Origin of the sequence: Microbacterium keratanolyticum, from assembly GCF_016907255.1 — a bacterium.
Taxonomy (GTDB): Bacteria; Actinomycetota; Actinomycetes; order Actinomycetales; family Microbacteriaceae; genus Microbacterium; species Microbacterium keratanolyticum.
Map to the genome: position 1 here is coordinate 16,497 of NZ_JAFBBQ010000001.1, position 16,058 is coordinate 32,554.

Below are 16,058 nucleotides of genomic sequence, written 5' to 3' on the forward strand. Positions count from 1 at the left end.
CGAGGCAGCGCCCAGGGCGTCGTTCAGTCTAACAAAACGCTTTCCGTCGCTGTCAGTGCTCCATGAGACCGCGGCCACGACGCGCACGCGCAGCCTGGACAGAGGCGGTCGTCGGCAACCTGAGCGGCTCATCCATGTCGGAATCGGGGGTCCACCGATCCCATCCGCCGTCCAGCGGCCATCGAGCGCCGCTGATGAAGGCATCTGCAGCATGGTCAGCGAGAGCGCGAACCGCGTCGGCTTCCGCGTGGGTGAATCTGCCCTGCTCCACCAAAGCCGCCAACTCGTCCGCGTCCTTGAGCCAGACATCCTCGCTGCCGGCGTGCTCCGCGTCGATCCAGAGATCCAACACGAGATCACGGGAGAAGACCTCATCACTCGAGCGCCAGTGCGGGAGTTCGAGGTTCACATAGGCACCGCTGGGCGTGCCGTCCGCGGTGCGAAAGAACCACACGGACCACGGAGCGCCCGTCGGCGCGACTCGCACGACTCCCGGTCCGGTCCACGTCGACTCACGCACGACCCATGGCACCTGGAATCGCTCGTCCAGCGGCACGTCGCGCGAACGGCGACCGTCAGCCGAAACCGCCTCGAGGCGAGCGGATCCGCTCGGAATCCATACGATCAGCGCGTCCTCGTCATCGCGGACGACACGAGCCGTCTCCACGAAACGACCGTACCGCCAGAGGATGGTCTGCCCTTCGACGAACCTCGGCGCGTCCGGAGCATCCGAAGGCACGGCCTCGGCGAGATCTTCTGGGCGGTGTGCGCCGTCCTGGCGCTGGGGCGCGAGAGTGGCGAGCGAAGTGGCCAGGCTGACACCCGGCCGACCAACCGGAGTCCAGTCGCTGTCCGTCCTCCCGACGAGAGTGACGACGCCGCCGCTTGCACTGAGACTGGTGGATCCGAGAGGCAGGCGCATCCCCGCACCCTACCGTGCGCGTATGTTCACTCGCCCACGACGTGGGCGAGGAAGCGCGCGTGAAAGCGCGTCTCCCCCGTGATCTCCGGGTGGAAGCTGAGCCCCAGGATGCGCCCTTGCTCGACCGCGACCACACGTCCGTCCGCCAGCGCGGCAAGCGACCTCGCGTCACTGCCGACAGACTCGACCACCGGTCCGCGGATGAACGCGGCTCGTACGGGCCTCTCCCCCAATTCGCGGACGACCAACTCCGCTTCGAACGATTCCGTCTGCCGGCCGAACGCGTTGCGGCGGACGGTCACATCGAGTCCACCGAATGACTCCTGCCCTTCGATCGCGTCGACGACGCGGTCGGCGAGCATGATGAGTCCGGCACAGGTGCCCAGCATCGGCATCCCATCGGCAATCGCTTCGCGGATCGGCTGCTGCATGCCGAAGATCCGCGACAGCTTGTCGATCGTCGTGGACTCGCCGCCGGGAATCACCAGCCCGCCGACTGCGGCGAGCTCGGCGGGTCGACGCACAAGGGTGACCTCGGCGCCGAGACCCTCGAGCAGGGCGGCGTGCTCGCGCACGTCGCCCTGCAGCGCGAGCACTCCGACGTGTGGCTTACCAGCCACGCTCGGCGAGACGGTGCGGTGCCGGCAGATCAGCGACGTTGATGCCGACCATCGCTTCGCCGAGTCCGCGAGAGACCTCGGCGATGACCTTGGCATCGTCGTAGAAGGTCGTGGCCTTGACGACCGCAGCAGCACGGGCGGCCGGGTTGCCGGACTTGAAGATGCCCGATCCGACGAACACGCCGTCAGCGCCGAGCTGCATCATCATCGCGGCGTCCGCGGGAGTCGCCACTCCACCAGCGACGAAGAGCACGACAGGGAGCTTTCCGGTCTCGGCGACCTCGGCGACGAGCTCGTAGGGCGCCTGCAGCTCCTTGGCCGCGACGAACAGCTCGTCCCTGGTCATGGAACGCAGCACGTTGATCTCGGAGCGGATCTTGCGGATGTGCTTGGTGGCCTCGGAGACGTCGCCGGTGCCGGCCTCGCCCTTCGAGCGGATCATCGCCGCGCCCTCATTGATGCGACGCAGTGCCTCGCCGAGGTTGGTGGCGCCGCACACGAAGGGCACCGTGAAGCCGAACTTGTCGATGTGGTTGACGTAGTCCGCCGGCGAGAGCACCTCGGACTCATCGATGTAGTCGACGCCGAGCTCCTGCAGCACCTGCGCTTCGACGAAGTGGCCGATGCGCGCCTTCGCCATCACCGGGATCGATACGGCCTCGATGATGCTGTCGATCATGTCGGGGTCGCTCATGCGGGAGACCCCGCCCTCGGCACGGATGTCCGCCGGGACGCGTTCCAGCGCCATGACGGCGACGGCGCCGGCATCCTCTGCGATCTTCGCCTGCTCGGCGTTGACGACGTCCATGATGACGCCGCCCTTGAGCATCTCTGCAAGCCCGCGCTTGACGCGGCCGGTACCGGTAGCTGTTTCTGTCATAGGACGAAGCATAGCTTGTCTGGATTCTTCTTTGATCCGTCTGCGACATTCCGCGAAATGCGCATCAGCAGCTCTGCGCGGATGTCAGGATTGCAGCATGAAGATCCTCTCGATCCAGTCCGCCGTCGCCTACGGACACGTCGGAAACTCCGCCGCCGTGTTCCCCATGCAGCGCATCGGCGTCGACGTGCTGCCGGTGTACACGGTGAACTTCTCGAACCACACCGGCTATGGCGCCTGGCGGGGTCCGCTCATCTCCCCCGACGACGTGCGCGAAGTGATCACCGGCATTGAAGAGCGAGAGGTCTTCCCACAGATCGATGCGATCCTCTCCGGCTATCAGGGCGGCGAGGGCATCGCGGATGTCATCATCGATGCCGTCGCGCGCGTCAAGGCCGCCAACCCTGATGCGGTCTACGCCTGTGATCCGGTGATGGGAAATGCGAAATCCGGATGCTTCGTCGCACCCGCGATTCCTGTTCTGCTGCGCGATCGCGTCGTGCCCGTCGCCGACATCATCACGCCCAACCAGTTCGAGCTCGGCTTCCTGACCGACACCTCGCCTGACACCCTCGAGTCCACGCTCGCGTCCGTCGACCTCGCACGTGCCATGGGCCCGAAGGTCGTGCTCGTCACCAGCGTCGAGCGTCCGGACCGCGAAGAGGGAACGATCGAGATGCTCGCCGTCGACGACAGCGGCGCGTGGATCGTGCAGACGCCGCGGCTCCCGATGAAGGCCAACGGATCCGGCGATGTCACGGCGGCGCTCTTCACGGCGCACTACGTCCGCAGCGGCAGCATCGCCGAGGCGCTGCGCAAGACCGTGTCGAGCGTCTTCGACCTGCTCCAGCTCACGCTCGAATCCGGGGAGCGCGAACTGCAGCTCATTGAGGCACAGGAGTTCTACGCCCACCCGCGCGAACAGTTCGACGTTCGCCAGGTGCGCTGAGCGGTGCGCCCGGGCTCCCTCAACGGTGCCCGGGCGCTCTCACGTCATTCGGCGGGTGGCCACGCCGCGGCGATCGTGTGCCGCACGTCGCCCAGCAGCTGCGGCAGGGCCTTCGTCTTCGCGATGATCGGGAAGAAGTTCGCATCCGACGACCATCGCGGCACGATGTGCTGGTGCAGGTGCGCGTCGACGCCCGCGCCGGCGACAGCCCCCTGGTTCATGCCCAGGTTGAAGCCGTCACACCGCGATACCTCGCGCAGCACCCGCATCCCGATCTGCGTCAGCTCACCGATTTCGGCGACCTCTTCTGCCGTGGCCTGATCGTAGGTCGCGATGTGGCGATACGGGCAGACCAGCAGGTGTCCGGAGTTGTACGGGAACAGGTTCAGCAGGACGTAGGCCGTCTTTCCGCGAGCGACGATGAGCGTCTCCGCATCATCATGCTCGGGCGCGGCGCAAAAGGGACAGGTCTCCCGCAGGGGCTCCGGTCCCGCTTGGATGTACGCCATCCGGTGGGGAGTCCACAGACGCTGGAACTCGTCCGGGACCCCCGCCAGGTGAGAGGCGTCTTCTGCTGACGGCGGGATCACGCCAGGTCTTCCGCCGTCTGCACGAGGGTGTGCTCCGCGATCGCACGGCGCACCCGCTCGACAGCATCCGCAAGCGGGACGCCGTTCTCCTGCGTGCCGTCGCGGAAGCGGAACGACACGGTACCCGCCGCGCGGTCCTGCTCGCCCGCGATGAGAATGAGCGGCACCTTGCCGGTCGTGTGGTTGCGGATCTTCTTCTGCATCCGCTCGTCCGAGTGGTCCACGTCGGCGCGGACACCGGCGGCACGCAGCGCGGCGACAGCGTCGTCCAGGTAGTCGGCGAAGGTGTCAGCGACCGGGATGCCCACAACCTGCACGGGCGCAAGCCAGAGCGGGAAGTCGCCGGCATAGTGCTCGAGCAGGATCGCGAAGAAGCGCTCCACAGAACCCAGCAGAGCGCGGTGGATCATCACCGGACGGTGTTTCTGTCCGTCTGAGCCGATGTACTCGAGCTCGAAGCGCTCCGGCTGGTTGAAATCGAGCTGAATCGTCGACATCTGCCAGGTACGACCGATCGCGTCACGCGCCTGAACCGAGATCTTGGGGCCGTAGAAGGCGGCGCCGCCCGGATCGGCGACGACCTCCAGCCCCGAGGCCTCTGCGACTTCACGCAGCGTCTCGATCGCGGTCGTCCACTGCTCGGGCTCGCCCAGGAACTTGGGGTTGCCCTCTTCGTTGGTCGACAGCTCCAGGTAGAAGTCGTTGAGGCCGTAGTCGCGCAGCAGATCGAGGACGAGCGTCAGGTTGGTCGTGAGCTCCTCCCGCACCTGCTCCTGCGTCACGTAGATGTGCGCGTCGTCCTGGGTGAGGCCGCGCACACGGGTGAGTCCCGAGAGGGTGCCGCTCTTCTCGTAGCGGTACACCGTGCCGAACTCGGCCAGACGCAGCGGGAGCTCACGGTAGGAGCGGCTGCGCGAGCGGTAGATGAGGTTGTGGAACGGGCAGTTCATCGGCTTCAGGTAGTAGTCCTGGCCGTGCTTCGTGATGTTGCCGTCCTCGTCGACGACCTCATCGAGGTGCATCGGGGGGAACATGCCGTCGGCGTAGGTCTGCAGGTGACCCGAGGTCTGGAACAGATCCTTCTTCGTGATGTGCGGAGAGTTCACGACGTCGTAGCCGTTGCGGAGCAGGTGACGGCGAAGGTTCTCTTCGATCTCGTAGCGGATGATTCCACCGCGCGGGTGGAAGACCGCGAGGCCGGAGCCGATCTCATCCGGGAAGGAGAACAGGTCGAGGTCTTTGCCGAGGCGACGGTGGTCGCGTTTGGCAGCTTCCTCGAGTCGCACCTGGTAGGCGCGCAGCTCGTCCTTGGTCGGCCACGCGGTGCCGTAGATGCGCTGCAGCTGCGGGTTCTTCTCGCTGCCACGCCAGTAGGCCGCGGCGATGCGGGTGAGGTCCCAGCCGTTGCCGATCATGCGGGTGTTGGGAAGGTGCGGGCCGCGGCAGAGGTCCTTCCAGACGACCTCGCCGTCCTTCGTGGTGTTGTCGTAGATCGTGAGTTCGCCCTCGCCGACCTCCACGCTCGCCCCCTCGGCAGCTTCCTTGCCACCCTTGAGTCCGATGAGTTCGAGCTTGAAAGGCTCGTCGGCAAGCTCTGCGCGCGCCTCCTCGTCGGTGACGACGCGACGCACGAAGCGCTGGCCCTCACGGACGATGCGCTGCATCTCCTTCGTGATCGCCTTGATGTCTTCGGGCGTGAATGGGGTGTCGACGCCGAAGTCGTAGTAGAAGCCGTCGGTGATCGGCGGGCCGATACCGAGGTTCGCCTGCGGGTTGATGCGCTGCACGGCCTGCGCGAGGACATGGGCCGCCGAGTGACGGAGAATCGTCAGTCCGTCGGCGCTGTCGATCGTGACCGCTTCGACCTCATCGGAGTCTGTGACCGTGGCGGCGAGGTCTTTCAACTCGCCGTTGACGCGCATCGCGACAACAGAACGGTCAGAGAACAGGGCGAAGCCGTCTTTCGGCTGGGCGTTTTCAGGCACAGGAACACTCCATCTAGGGTCGCCTCTAGGCTACTCGCCCGCGGCGTTCATGCCGAACGGACAAGCCACGGGATCACGCGCACGTAGACCACCATTCCGAGCAGCTCGACGAGCGTCTGCGTCACGACGACCACGGCGGCAAGCCCGGAGAACCGCAACGACACGCTCCGCGAGCAACTGGGTCAGCGCTGCGAGGTCCAGCGGAACCAGGATCAGGAGCAGAAATGCCTCCACGAACGGAACAGGATCGATCGTCGACGCGGCATCCGCACCCAGGAAGCGCGCCAGCAGGATCGGCAGCAGCAGAATCTGCAGCAGCATGAGCAGCGGCGACGAAGCGAGAGGGCGATCGGATGCTCCGCCCGCCAGCCGTGTGAACACGATGACGTAGTCCACACAGGGCGTGAGCAGAACACGCAGCACACCGACGAGCAGTGCCCTGAACGGGACAGCCAGGAACGTCACGGTGAGCAGCGCGCCCAGCACGGACGTGATCGCGCCCTCCCACACCGGAGCGGTGGCCGGCGCGAGAAGACCAACCACCGCGGCCATACCCAGCGCAAGGAGATAAAGCGGCACCTGGCGCCGCTCCAACCACAGACTCATCGTCAGTCGTCGGCGTTCTCGTCCAGCAGGGCGCGGAAGCTCCCCGCCAGGACCGTGACGGCGCCCGCTCGATCGTGATCCACCAGCTGCACGGGGCCGCCAGGCGACACCCAGATCGGGTTTCCCGCGCCATCGTCGGCGAACACGACCCCGTCGATGAGATCTCCGTAGGCTTCCCGCGCCGAGGCAGTCAGCTCCAGGCACGTGGTTGTCCCCAGCAGCGGGCTCTGATCCCACGCATGGACGGCGATCCCGGCGAAGCATCCGCCCCACCGGCCGATGAACTCGAGGTAGTCCGCGTCAGGCACGATGCCGGTGTCCGCAAACACGGTGCGCGCCTCGTCTTCGGGAATCGGTCGACCCGAACCATAGCTCGAGCGCATTCGGTCGATCCGATCGATGAGTTCGGCAGAGAGGGGCATCCGGCCAGGCTAGTCAGTCCGAAAACAAGAAAACCCCCGGTCTCCCGGGGGTTTGTCTGTGCGCGATACTGGGATCGAACCAGTGACCTCTTCCGTGTCAGGGAAGCGCGCTACCGCTGCGCCAATCGCGCCCAAGTGGGCTATTAAGTTCTACCGTGAGGTGGCGACGGGATTCGAACCCGTGTAAACGGCTTTGCAGGCCGGTGCCTAGCCGCTCGGCCACGCCACCGTGTGGATTGACCCCACGTGCCGCAGATCTTCTAAAGAGGATCTCCTGCACTTGAGCGGATGACGAGACTCGAACTCGCGACCCCAACCTTGGCAAGGTTGTGCGCTACCAACTGCGCTACATCCGCGTTTTGTGTCCGGCGCGCCGGGCACTTGATAAACATTAGCCCAAGATCTGGATCACGCCAAACCGGACGCGAATCTCGCGCGTGTCTTCTCTTCTGGCATAAACCACCCCTCGGCATCAGGTAGTGTTGGTCATCGACCGCTTGCGGTCATGGGCGATTGGCGCAGTTGGTAGCGCGCTTCCTTCACACGGAAGAGGTCATCGGTTCGAGTCCGGTATCGCCCACAAGAGAAGCCCGGTCAGGTGTGAACCTGACCGGGCTTCGTTGTTCCTCCGGTCGCCGATCCCCCGTGTCCAGTGCCGCGGAGGCTATTGCGGATCCGCCTCTTCCTCACCGAACGGCGGGTCCGTCACTCCGATTCCGACCGCCTGGTGGCTCGGCTCAGGATCGTCCGGCTTCGGCGCGCGGGGGGCCTCCGCAGGCTCCTTCTCGGTACTCGGCTCCTCAAGGTCCTCCGGCGACGGCGCGGGCTCACCCTCAGGCGACACCTCACCTGCGGACGGAGCCTCTTCTGCGGGGGCCTGATCCGCGGGCTGCGGGTCTGCTGGGTCCGACATCTGGTCCTCCTTCGATCGGAGCCCAGTGAACCCGGCATCGAATGCGTGTACCAGTCCGTTGACTCTGCGGTCGCGGGAGGCTAGGAACACAGCAAAAAGGACGTCGCCGGCGGATGCTAGGCCCGAGGGAACACGAGCTCAAACCGCTCGCAGAGCACCGGCATGTCCGGGGCGAAACCGCGGGGGCTTTCGGAGTGGTTCGTCCAGTACCACTCATGGATCCGGCGCCACGATGCGAGCGTGCGGTCGTCTTCACCCTCGGAGTGCGCATGCTCCTCTCCGACTTCGTTGAACGGCACGACGTCGAGCACGGTCGTGCGGATGATCACCTGAGGAGCGCCTTCGCCATCCAGGATGATGCTGTACTCCCCGACCTCAGGCAGCGGATCACCGGCGTGCTCATAGTCCCAGATCGACGATGCGGTACCGGTCTTGATGCCGTCGCGCACGAGAGCCAGAAGCTCATCCGCGTGCGCGACGGTCGCGCCGAAAGCCCACGCCTCGGGAATCTCTTCCGGAGCGTCGATCAGCGCGCCGCGCGCCTGGTTCCAGAACTCCGCGATCACTCCTGGATCACCTGTCACAGTCATTTCGAAACCCTCCATCCGTAGCGCTGCACCAGCGCCTGCGCCACACGACCGTAGCGCTTCGCGTCGAGCACCGCGGCCTCGCGGCGCAAGCCCCTCTCGTGCACGCTGTACAGCTGCTCGATGTCCACCCAGGACTCTCGTCCCTGCGAATCCCACGCGCCGGTCCCGATCGACAGATAGTCGCGATCGCGCTCGTGCGCCTTGCTCGTCATCCGTACCGCGTAGACCCGGTCTGCGGACTGGCGTCCGATCACAAGCACCGGACGATCCTTGCCCCGTCCATCGTTCTCCTCATAGGGAACCCAGGTCCAGACGACTTCGCCGGCATCCGGTGCACCGTCGCGATCCGGCGCATAGCCGATCACGACGTCTCTGACGCGCTCGGCGGACACACGCACTGTTTCTGTACCCGCAGAGCGCCCCGGCTCCCGCTGCTCGGAATCAGGTAACCGAGACGGCGTGGAGCGCGAGGCGCTCTGGGGGCGGAGGGTGGCTCGCGGGCGACGCTGACCCGAGCTGTTCGACGATGTGCGTTTCGGTGTCAGCAGACTCGTGAGGAGTTCGATGAGCTGCGACACGGTGCTTTTGGAACTCACATCGACACCCTATCCGCGCTCAGGTGGTCAGCGCGTAGCCCTCCTCGCCATGCACGACCACGTCCACACCGGCGATCTCGTCGGCGTTCTCGATGCGGAATCCGATGGTCTTCTCGATCACGGTGCCGATGACCCAGGCGACAGCGAAGGAGTAGAGCAGCACGCCGCCTGATGCGAGAAGCTGCACGACCAGCAGGCGCCAGTCTCCGCCCGTGAACAGGCCGACCTCCGTCGCGAAGAAGCCGAGGTAGACGGTGCCGAGAAGTCCGCCGACGAGGTGGATGCCCACGACGTCCAGAGAGTCATCGAAACCGAGGCGGAACTTCAGCTCGACCGCCAGTGCGCACAGCGCACCCGACGCGAGACCGAGGACGAGCGCCCACCCCGGAGTCAGGTTCGCGCACGCCGGCGTGATCGCGACGAGGCCGGCGACCGCACCGGATGCTGCGCCGACAGACGTGGGCTTGCCGCCGCGGACCCGCTCGATCACGATCCAGCCGAGGATGGCCGCCGCGGTCGCACCGAGCGTGTTGATCGCGATGAGACCGACACCGCCCATGTCCTCCGACAGCCATTCCGCGCCGGCGTTGAAGCCGAACCAGCCGAACCACAGCAGCGCGGCACCCAGCAGCGTGAGGGGCACGTTGTGAGGCTTGAGGATGCCCTTCTCAAAGCCGATCCGCTTTCCGAGCACAAGCGCCAGAGCCAGCGCCGCCGCACCCGCATTGATGTGCACGGCCGTGCCGCCGGCGTAGTCGATGACGTGCACGCCGGAGTCCGGGCCGAACAGCAGATCACCGAGGTTCATGATCCATCCGCCACCCCACACCCACGCGGCGATCGGGAAGTAGCCGACCGTCGCGAAGACTCCGGCGAAGATCATCCATGACCCGAACTTCGCGCGGTCCGCGATCGAGCCGGAGATGAGCGCCACCGTGATGATCGCGAATGTCGCACCGTAGGCGATGGAGATGAGTCCGACGTTGGCGTCCGGTGAAGCCGCGAGACCCGAGAGTCCGAAATCGGCGAACGGGTTGCCCGCGAACTGATCCGGAGACGTCACCGCGCTCATCGAGGAGCCGTAGAGGATCCACAGCACGGCGACGAGGCCGATCGCACCGAAGCTCATCATCATCATGCTGATGACGCTCTTCGCCTTGACCAGTCCTCCGTAGAAGAACGCCACACCCGGCGTCATCAGCAGCACGAGCGCCGTCGCTGTGACGGCCCACGAAATGTTTCCCGGAGCATCCATGTGCCCACCTCACTTCCCTTAGGAAGTTCAGTGTGCGGATGCTGCGTTTCGAGAAGTCGCTTCGCGTGTTTCGGGGCGGTTACGCAGGAGCGCCCCGCGTAACCATCTGATTACACGGGGCGCCTCGACGTTCAGGAGTGCGTGAGGGCGACCAGACGTGAGATCGCGCGAAGGTACTTCTTCCGGTACCCGCCGCCGAGCATCTCGTCGGCGAACACCTCGTGCAGCGGGATTCCGGATGCCACGATGGGCAGCTGCTCGTCATAGGCGCGATCGACGAAGGCGACGAAGCGCAGCGCTTCGGACTGGTCGGTGAGCTGGTGCACGTCGCGGAGTCCCAGCACGTCCACGCCGTCGATCAGACGCAGATAGCGCGAGGGGTGCACGCGCGCGAGATGCCGCACGACATCGTCGAAGGAGTCATCCGACACCGTCTTCTCCCCCGAAAGCCGTGCGATCGCGGCTGCGTACTCATCGGGGGTGTGCACCTTCGCGAGGCCATCGAGCGATCGCTGGCGGAAGTCCACGCCATCGATGCGGTGGGTTTCGAAGCTGTCGGACATCGCGTGGATCTCGCGGAGGAAGTCCTGTGCCGCGAACCGCCCCTCACCCAGCGCGTTCGGAGGCGTGTTCGAGGTCGCCGCGAGACGCGTGCCCGAGTTCACGAGTTCGCCGAGCAGGCGCGTCATCACCATCGTGTCGCCGGGATCGTCGAGCTCGAACTCGTCGATGCAGAGCAGATCAGAGCCCCGCAGCAGGTCGACGGTGTTCTTGTAGCCGAGCGCGCCGACGAGGGCCGTGTACTCGATGAACGAGCCGAAGTACTTCCGACGTGCAGGCATCGCGTGGTAGATCGACGCGAGCAGGTGCGTCTTGCCGACGCCGAACCCACCGTCGAGGTAGACGCCCGGCTTCTGCGGTGCCTCCTTCTTCGCGCGGCTGAAGAGACCGGCACGCTTCGTCGGTGCGCTCTGGCCGGAGAACCGCTGCAGGATCTGCTTCGTCTCCTCCTGCGAGGGGTAGGCGTCATCAGCGCGGTACGTCTCGAAGGTCGCGTTGTCGAACTGCGGCGGCGGAACCAGGCTCGCAAGCATCTCGGCACCGGTCACCTGGGGCTGGCGGTCGATAAGGTGGACAGTGCCGGCGTGGGCCGTCGAGTCGGTCATGCGAGTCCTGTGTCGAAGTCTTACTGAATGGATGCGCAGGCACGCGCAGCGATCTATCGTCGAATGTGACGGCTCAACACTACGCCGTCCTCTCACGCACTCATCCCCACCCCCCTTGAGGAGCACACCCGTGGCCATCGAATTCGACACGTCCGACCCCAAGTTCGCCGACTACGCGGAGCCCGGTCGGCTCGTGTCGACCGAGTGGCTGGCATCGCGGCTGAACGAGCCCGGTCTTGTCGTCGTCGAGTCCGACGAAGACGTGCTGCTCTATGAGGTCGGACACATCCCCGGCGCGGTGAAGATCGACTGGCACACCGACCTCAACGACCCCGTCGTCCGCGACTACGTCGACGGAAAGGGCTTTGCCGAGCTCCTCTCCCGCAAGGGCATCTCCCGCGACGACACGATCGTGATCTACGGCGACAAGAACAACTGGTGGGCCGCGTACGCCCTCTGGGTGTTCTCCCTCTTCGGCCACGAAGACGTCCGCCTGCTCGACGGCGGTCGTGACCGCTGGATCTCCGAAGGCCGCGAGCTGACGCGCGAGATCACCGAACGTCCTGCGACTGAGTACCCGATCGTCGACCGCGACGACTCCACGCTGCGCGCCTACAAGGATGACGTCCTCGCCTTCATCGGCAACGGGCCCCTGATCGATGTGCGCTCCCCTGAGGAGTACTCGGGCGAGCGCACCCACATGCCTGCCTACCCCGAAGAGGGTGCTCTCCGCGGTGGACACATTCCCACCGCACAGAGCGTGCCGTGGGCGCGCGCCGTCGCGGAAGACGGCGGTTTCAAGACCCGCGCGGAGCTGGAGGCGATCTACATCGACGGAGCGGGCCTCACCCCCGGCGACGACGTCATCGCCTACTGCCGTATCGGCGAGCGTTCGGCCCACTCGTGGTTCGCGCTGAACCACCTGCTCGGCTTCACGAACGTGCGCAACTACGACGGCTCCTGGACCGAATGGGGCAGCGCCGTGCGCGTGCCGATCGCCACCGGAACCGAGCCCGGCTCCGTCTGAACGTGGGAGAATGGCGGGGATGACTGACACGCACCTCCCCGACGCCCTCGCCGAGTTCCGCGACGACTTCCTGGACACTCCGGAAGCCGACCGCCTGCTCCTGCTGCTGGAGTTCGCGGACGAGCTTCCCGACGTGCCCGCCGAGATCGCCGCGCACCCCGAGATGTACGAGCGCGTCGCCGAGTGCCAGTCCCCCGTCTACATTCACGTGACCGTCACGGACGGTGTCGTCGCCATGCACGCGACGGCACCGCCCGAGTCTCCGACGACCCGGGGTTTCGCGAGCATTCTCGCCCAGGGGATCACTGGCCTCACCCCCGAAGAGGTCCTAGCGATCCCTGATGACTACCCGCACACGATCGGCCTCACGAAGCTCGTGTCCGCGCTGCGCATCGGCGGCATGACGGGGATGCTCATGCGCACGAAGCGCCAGGTGCGCGAGCGTCTCGGGATGCTCCCGCCGCAGCGCTAGCCTGCCCGGCTGACCCTCGTCAGCGCGCGCTGGCGCCGATGATGCCCCGCGCCGTCAGCCAATCGGTGATCGCAGCCACCCAGCGAGTCTGGTCGTAGTTCCACAGCTTCGTGTGGCGGGCTCCGGTGAACACCGACAGCGTCACCAGATCTGGTCGTGCGGCGGCAAGGGCGTGTGAACCGTCCGACGGCACGAAACCGTCGTCGTCGCTGTGCAGGATCAGGATCGGCTCGGTGAGTTCACCTGCCCGGGCGACCATGTCGAGCGTGTCGAACGGAATGGCCTGCTCGGCCCCACTCAGACGGGCAGACCAGGGCGTGCTGAGCGCGTCCATGGCGAGCCGCGGGAGCGGATCGCGCATTCCGGAGATCTGCGCCTGGAAACGCAGCACGCTGCGCCACTCGACAACGGGCGACTCCAGAACAACCCCGACGATCGCCGCCCGATTGGTCGTCGACACAACCGTCTGCAGGGCGATCGCGCCACCCATCGACCAGCCCATCAGGACGACCTTCTCCGCGCCGTGGCGAAGCGCGTACGTCAGCGCGGCATCCACGTCCTGCCACTCCGCGGCGCCCAGCGCGTAGGCACCACCGCGTGTGCGCGGGGCGTCGCCGTCGTTGCGATAGGACACGACAAGGACGGGCATGCCCGCCGCGTGGAACACCGGCACCGCGCGGAGCGTCTCGCTACGCGTCGTTCCGCGCCCATGCACCTGAATCACCCAAGTCGTCGACGCTGCGGCATCCGCCTTCGCCGGGAAGAACCACGCCGGGGCGGGGCCCGCCGGCGTTCCGATCAGCACCGACTCGTAGTCGATGTGCAGCTCAGCCGGCGACGAGTAGTACCAGCCGCTGAAGACCGCCTGACGATCAAGCTGCGCTCCCGGCGCAATCTGAGTGAGAAGCTTCCGCCGCACCCTATCGTCGGTGGTGCTGAGCACCGCTCCGAGCTTCACGTACCCCGGGGTGCCGATCGTCTGCAGACCGTACTGGCCGGGCAGTTCCGTGTCGGGTGTTCGGGTGAGTTCGATGGTCTGCGCACCCGTATCGACGGCAAGCACCTCCGTATCCGCAACGCGGACCGCAGGCGTGACGACACGCCGGGCGATCTGCAGGATCACCGCTGCACCGGCCACGGCAGCGACAGCCGCGGCCCCGATTGCTGCAACGCCCAACAATGTCGCGGCGTGCCTGAGACTCTTCATCGCTTCCCGACTCTAGCCTGTCGCTGTGAGTGATGAACCCGGGGCTGACAGCGCGTTCGCGCGCGCGGCCGCCCACCTGCGCGGGCTGACGTTCCGCAATGACATCGTGGTGCGCGAGATCCCCGCCCCCCAAGGGCTTGCGCCGGAGACCATCGCGCTCGCCGCCGACGTCCGCCCCGATGAGGACGGCGATTCCATCTACGGCACCGGCCGCTTCATCCTGCTGCACGATCCGCAAGAGCCGTCGGCGTGGGGTGGCCCATGGCGCATCGTGTGCTTCGCGCAGGCGCCGCTCGAGCCCGAGATCGGCACCGATCCCCTGCTGTCAGACGTTGCCTGGTCGTGGCTCGTCGACGCCCTCGACTCGCGCGAGGCCGAGTACCATTCCCCCTCGGGCACCTCGACGAAAACGCTCTCCAAAGGCTTCGGAGGGCTTGCATCCGAAGGCGATGGAGCGCAGATTGAACTGCGAGCGTCCTGGTCACCCGCCGGAACGCTCACCCCCCACGTGGAAGCGTGGGTCGAACTGGTCGGGATGCTGGCAGGCCTCCCGCCCGGATCCGAGAACATCGCCGTGTTCGGCGCCAGGAGAACTTCGCGTGACTGACTACGAGGTAATCGACACCCTCGATGCTTTCCTTGCGGCGTGTGCCGCCCTCGCCGACGGCGATGGGCCCGCCGCGGTGGATGTCGAACGAGCATCCGGATTCCGCTATTCACAGCGCGCCTATCTCATTCAGGTGTTCCGTCGCGGTTCGGGTGTGTTCCTCTTCGATCCGATCGCGATCGACGACATCTCCCCCCTGCGGGAGGCGCTCGACGGGATCGAATGGGTGTTCCACGCGGCCAGTCAGGATCTGCCGTCGCTTCGTGAACTGGATCTCGTCCCCACGGAGATCTTCGACACCGAACTCGCCGGCCGCCTGCTCGGATTCGAACGCGTGGGTCTGAGTGCGGTCGTCGAGCGCACCCTCGGCATCACTCTCGCGAAAGAGCACTCGGCGGCCGATTGGTCGACCCGGCCGCTGCCCGAGCCGTGGCTCGAGTACGCGGCGCTCGACGTCCTACATCTCATCGACGTACGCGATGCTCTGGCCGCCGAGTTGGAGGAGCAGGGCAAGACCCGTTTCGCCGCAGAGGAGTTCGAAGCCACCCGCGTGCGCCTGCCCAAGCCCGCACGGGAAGAGCCCTGGCGGCGGATGGGCGGACTGCACCAGGTGCGTGGCGCCCGCAACCTCGCGGTGGCGCGAGAGCTGTGGAACGCGCGCGAGGCCTACGCACAGGAGGTCGACGTCTCCCCCGGGCGTCTTGTGCCGGATCGCTCCATGGTCGCCGCAATCCTCGCCCAGCCGACGTCCAAGAACGCGCTCGCCGCGGTGAGCGCATTCACGGGGCGCGCGAGCAGAACCCAGCTTGATCGCTGGTGGGCTGCGTTCGAGCGCGGTCGCGCGACGGAGGACCTGCCGCGTGAGCGGGTTCCCAGCGATGCCCTTCCGCCTCCTCGCGCATGGGCCGACCGCAACCCTGAGGCGGACGCACGGCTGAAGCTCGCCCGCCCCGCCGTGGAGAAGCTCGCCGAAGAGCTGCACATGCCCACGGAGAACCTGTTGACGCCGGAGATGCTGCGCCGCGTCGCATGGAATCCTCCTGGCACGACGCCAGAGGCCATCGGCGCCGCGCTCGCTGACCTCGGTGCGCGCCGTTGGCAGATTGAGCAGACTGCACAGACAATCGCTGCGTCTTTTGTGGAAGCTGTTCAATCCAGCGAAGAGGCGTCCGCCGACGCTTCGTAGGTTCGATCCAAGCGATTCCTCTCCCCCCATCGCCCCTCCTAGGCTGGTCTCAACCTGATACCTGG

General features: G+C 66.3%; 18 protein-coding genes and 4 tRNA genes. 6 read left to right on the forward strand and 16 right to left on the reverse strand.

The genetic code is table 11. The annotated features are described in order from the left end of the window. Nucleotides 1–52: 52 nt before the first annotated feature. Genes JOD62_RS00085 through pdxS form a run of 3 tightly spaced genes read right to left on the reverse strand, consistent with a single transcriptional unit; the run spans nt 53 to nt 2,422 of the window. Nucleotides 53–922, reverse strand: coding sequence for a DUF402 domain-containing protein (locus JOD62_RS00085; RefSeq protein ID WP_204937326.1), 870 nt, complete (start codon nt 920–922; stop codon nt 53–55). A 26-nt stretch (nt 923–948) separates the two neighbouring features. Continuing rightward, the gene (gene pdxT, locus JOD62_RS00090; RefSeq protein WP_271171567.1) at nt 949–1,542 is read right to left on the reverse strand and encodes a pyridoxal 5'-phosphate synthase glutaminase subunit PdxT; all 594 of its coding nucleotides are present in this window, start codon (nt 1,540–1,542) and stop codon (nt 949–951) included. Further along, nucleotides 1,532–2,422, reverse strand: a complete 891-nt coding sequence (gene pdxS / locus JOD62_RS00095) for a pyridoxal 5'-phosphate synthase lyase subunit PdxS (protein WP_204937328.1) — start codon at nt 2,420–2,422, stop codon at nt 1,532–1,534. The genes pdxT and pdxS overlap by 11 nt, the downstream gene beginning before the upstream one ends. A gap of 97 nt (nt 2,423–2,519) precedes the next feature. On the opposite strand from pdxS, the gene pdxY reads away from it, so the two are divergent. Further along, nucleotides 2,520–3,371: a pyridoxal kinase PdxY gene (gene pdxY / locus JOD62_RS00100; RefSeq protein WP_204937329.1), complete on the forward strand. Its 852-nt coding sequence runs from the start codon at nt 2,520–2,522 to the stop codon at nt 3,369–3,371. Nucleotides 3,372–3,415: 44 nt separating this feature from the next. Here the strand turns inward: pdxY and JOD62_RS00105 are convergent, their stop codons facing one another. The 7 genes from JOD62_RS00105 to JOD62_RS00135 form a co-directional block, all read right to left on the reverse strand. Next, entirely contained in the window at nt 3,416–3,961 is a 546-nt protein-coding gene (locus tag JOD62_RS00105) for an HIT family protein (RefSeq protein ID WP_204937330.1), read from the reverse strand. Continuing rightward, complete coding sequence (thrS, locus tag JOD62_RS00110; RefSeq protein WP_239526741.1) at nt 3,958–5,883, reverse strand: threonine--tRNA ligase; 1,926 nt, start codon at nt 5,881–5,883, stop codon at nt 3,958–3,960. Before thrS ends, JOD62_RS00105 begins: the two co-directional genes overlap by 4 nt. Before the next feature lie 93 nt (nt 5,884–5,976). Continuing rightward, on the reverse strand, nt 5,977–6,552 hold the full coding sequence (locus JOD62_RS00115) for a hypothetical protein (protein WP_239526488.1): 576 nt from the start codon (nt 6,550–6,552) through the stop codon (nt 5,977–5,979). A 2-nt stretch (nt 6,553–6,554) separates the two neighbouring features. Beyond that, entirely contained in the window at nt 6,555–6,974 is a 420-nt protein-coding gene (locus JOD62_RS00120; protein WP_204937332.1) for an SMI1/KNR4 family protein, read from the reverse strand. Nucleotides 6,975–7,033: 59 nt separating this feature from the next. Then, nucleotides 7,034–7,105, reverse strand: a tRNA-Val gene (locus JOD62_RS00125). Nucleotides 7,106–7,132: 27 nt separating this feature from the next. Then, nucleotides 7,133–7,203: transfer RNA gene (locus JOD62_RS00130), tRNA-Cys, on the reverse strand. A gap of 54 nt (nt 7,204–7,257) precedes the next feature. Continuing rightward, nucleotides 7,258–7,330, reverse strand: a tRNA-Gly gene (locus JOD62_RS00135). A gap of 151 nt (nt 7,331–7,481) precedes the next feature. On the opposite strand from JOD62_RS00135, the gene JOD62_RS00140 reads away from it, so the two are divergent. Then, nucleotides 7,482–7,554: transfer RNA gene (locus JOD62_RS00140), tRNA-Val, on the forward strand. 84 nt (nt 7,555–7,638) lie between these two features. Here the strand turns inward: JOD62_RS00140 and JOD62_RS00145 are convergent. The 5 genes from JOD62_RS00145 to zapE all read right to left on the reverse strand — a co-directional run bounded on the left by JOD62_RS00145 (nt 7,639) and on the right by zapE (nt 11,494). Continuing rightward, complete coding sequence (locus tag JOD62_RS00145; RefSeq protein WP_239526490.1) at nt 7,639–7,887, reverse strand: hypothetical protein; 249 nt, start codon at nt 7,885–7,887, stop codon at nt 7,639–7,641. Nucleotides 7,888–8,003: 116 nt separating this feature from the next. Next, the gene (locus JOD62_RS00150; RefSeq protein WP_204937333.1) at nt 8,004–8,477 is read right to left on the reverse strand and encodes an ASCH domain-containing protein; all 474 of its coding nucleotides are present in this window, start codon (nt 8,475–8,477) and stop codon (nt 8,004–8,006) included. Beyond that, a complete protein-coding gene (locus JOD62_RS00155) occupies nt 8,474–8,869 on the reverse strand; it encodes a type II toxin-antitoxin system PemK/MazF family toxin (RefSeq protein ID WP_307818778.1) in 396 nt (131 codons plus the stop codon). Before JOD62_RS00155 ends, JOD62_RS00150 begins: the two co-directional genes overlap by 4 nt. Before the next feature lie 223 nt (nt 8,870–9,092). After that, nucleotides 9,093–10,328, reverse strand: coding sequence for an ammonium transporter (locus JOD62_RS00160; protein WP_204937334.1), 1,236 nt, complete (start codon nt 10,326–10,328; stop codon nt 9,093–9,095). A 131-nt stretch (nt 10,329–10,459) separates the two neighbouring features. Next, complete coding sequence (gene zapE, locus JOD62_RS00165) at nt 10,460–11,494, reverse strand: cell division protein ZapE (protein ID WP_204937335.1); 1,035 nt, start codon at nt 11,492–11,494, stop codon at nt 10,460–10,462. Between the two features lie 130 nt (nt 11,495–11,624). Between zapE and JOD62_RS00170 the strand changes: the two genes are divergently transcribed. After that, nucleotides 11,625–12,521, forward strand: coding sequence for a sulfurtransferase (locus tag JOD62_RS00170; RefSeq protein WP_204937336.1), 897 nt, complete (start codon nt 11,625–11,627; stop codon nt 12,519–12,521). 19 nt (nt 12,522–12,540) lie between these two features. Continuing rightward, nucleotides 12,541–12,993: a SufE family protein gene (locus tag JOD62_RS00175; RefSeq protein ID WP_204937337.1), complete on the forward strand. Its 453-nt coding sequence runs from the start codon at nt 12,541–12,543 to the stop codon at nt 12,991–12,993. A 19-nt stretch (nt 12,994–13,012) separates the two neighbouring features. Here JOD62_RS00175 and JOD62_RS00180 read toward each other — a convergent pair whose 3' ends face one another. Further along, a complete protein-coding gene (locus JOD62_RS00180) occupies nt 13,013–14,200 on the reverse strand; it encodes an alpha/beta hydrolase family protein (protein WP_204937338.1) in 1,188 nt (395 codons plus the stop codon). 25 nt (nt 14,201–14,225) lie between these two features. Here JOD62_RS00180 and JOD62_RS14770 point away from each other — a divergent pair, with 25 nt between their 5' ends. Both JOD62_RS14770 and JOD62_RS00185 read left to right on the forward strand, forming a co-directional pair. After that, nucleotides 14,226–14,807, forward strand: a complete 582-nt coding sequence (locus tag JOD62_RS14770) for a DUF3000 domain-containing protein (protein WP_271171568.1) — start codon at nt 14,226–14,228, stop codon at nt 14,805–14,807. Continuing rightward, on the forward strand, nt 14,800–15,993 hold the full coding sequence (locus tag JOD62_RS00185; RefSeq protein WP_271171569.1) for a ribonuclease D: 1,194 nt from the start codon (nt 14,800–14,802) through the stop codon (nt 15,991–15,993). Before JOD62_RS14770 ends, JOD62_RS00185 begins: the two co-directional genes overlap by 8 nt. The last annotated feature ends 65 nt before the right edge of the window (nt 15,994–16,058 follow it).

What these genes read in the sequence shown, in the direction of transcription:
- JOD62_RS00115 (WP_239526488.1), bottom strand. Translation starts at nt 6,552, where the DNA reads ATGAGTCTGTGGTTGGAGCGGCGCCAGGTGCCGCTTTATCTCCTTGCG.
- thrS (WP_239526741.1), bottom strand. Translation starts at nt 5,883, where the DNA reads ATGCGCGTCAACGGCGAGTTGAAAGACCTCGCCGCCACGGTCACAGAC.
- pdxS (WP_204937328.1), bottom strand. Translation starts at nt 2,422, where the DNA reads ATGACAGAAACAGCTACCGGTACCGGCCGCGTCAAGCGCGGGCTTGCA.
- JOD62_RS00120 (WP_204937332.1), bottom strand. Translation starts at nt 6,974, where the DNA reads ATGCCCCTCTCTGCCGAACTCATCGATCGGATCGACCGAATGCGCTCG.
- pdxY (WP_204937329.1), top strand. Translation starts at nt 2,520, where the DNA reads ATGAAGATCCTCTCGATCCAGTCCGCCGTCGCCTACGGACACGTCGGA.
- JOD62_RS00085 (WP_204937326.1), bottom strand. Translation starts at nt 922, where the DNA reads ATGCGCCTGCCTCTCGGATCCACCAGTCTCAGTGCAAGCGGCGGCGTC.
- JOD62_RS00145 (WP_239526490.1), bottom strand. Translation starts at nt 7,887, where the DNA reads ATGTCGGACCCAGCAGACCCGCAGCCCGCGGATCAGGCCCCCGCAGAA.
- JOD62_RS00160 (WP_204937334.1), bottom strand. Translation starts at nt 10,328, where the DNA reads ATGGATGCTCCGGGAAACATTTCGTGGGCCGTCACAGCGACGGCGCTC.
- JOD62_RS00175 (WP_204937337.1), top strand. Translation starts at nt 12,541, where the DNA reads ATGACTGACACGCACCTCCCCGACGCCCTCGCCGAGTTCCGCGACGAC.
- JOD62_RS00180 (WP_204937338.1), bottom strand. Translation starts at nt 14,200, where the DNA reads ATGAAGAGTCTCAGGCACGCCGCGACATTGTTGGGCGTTGCAGCAATC.
- zapE (WP_204937335.1), bottom strand. Translation starts at nt 11,494, where the DNA reads ATGACCGACTCGACGGCCCACGCCGGCACTGTCCACCTTATCGACCGC.
- JOD62_RS00150 (WP_204937333.1), bottom strand. Translation starts at nt 8,477, where the DNA reads ATGACTGTGACAGGTGATCCAGGAGTGATCGCGGAGTTCTGGAACCAG.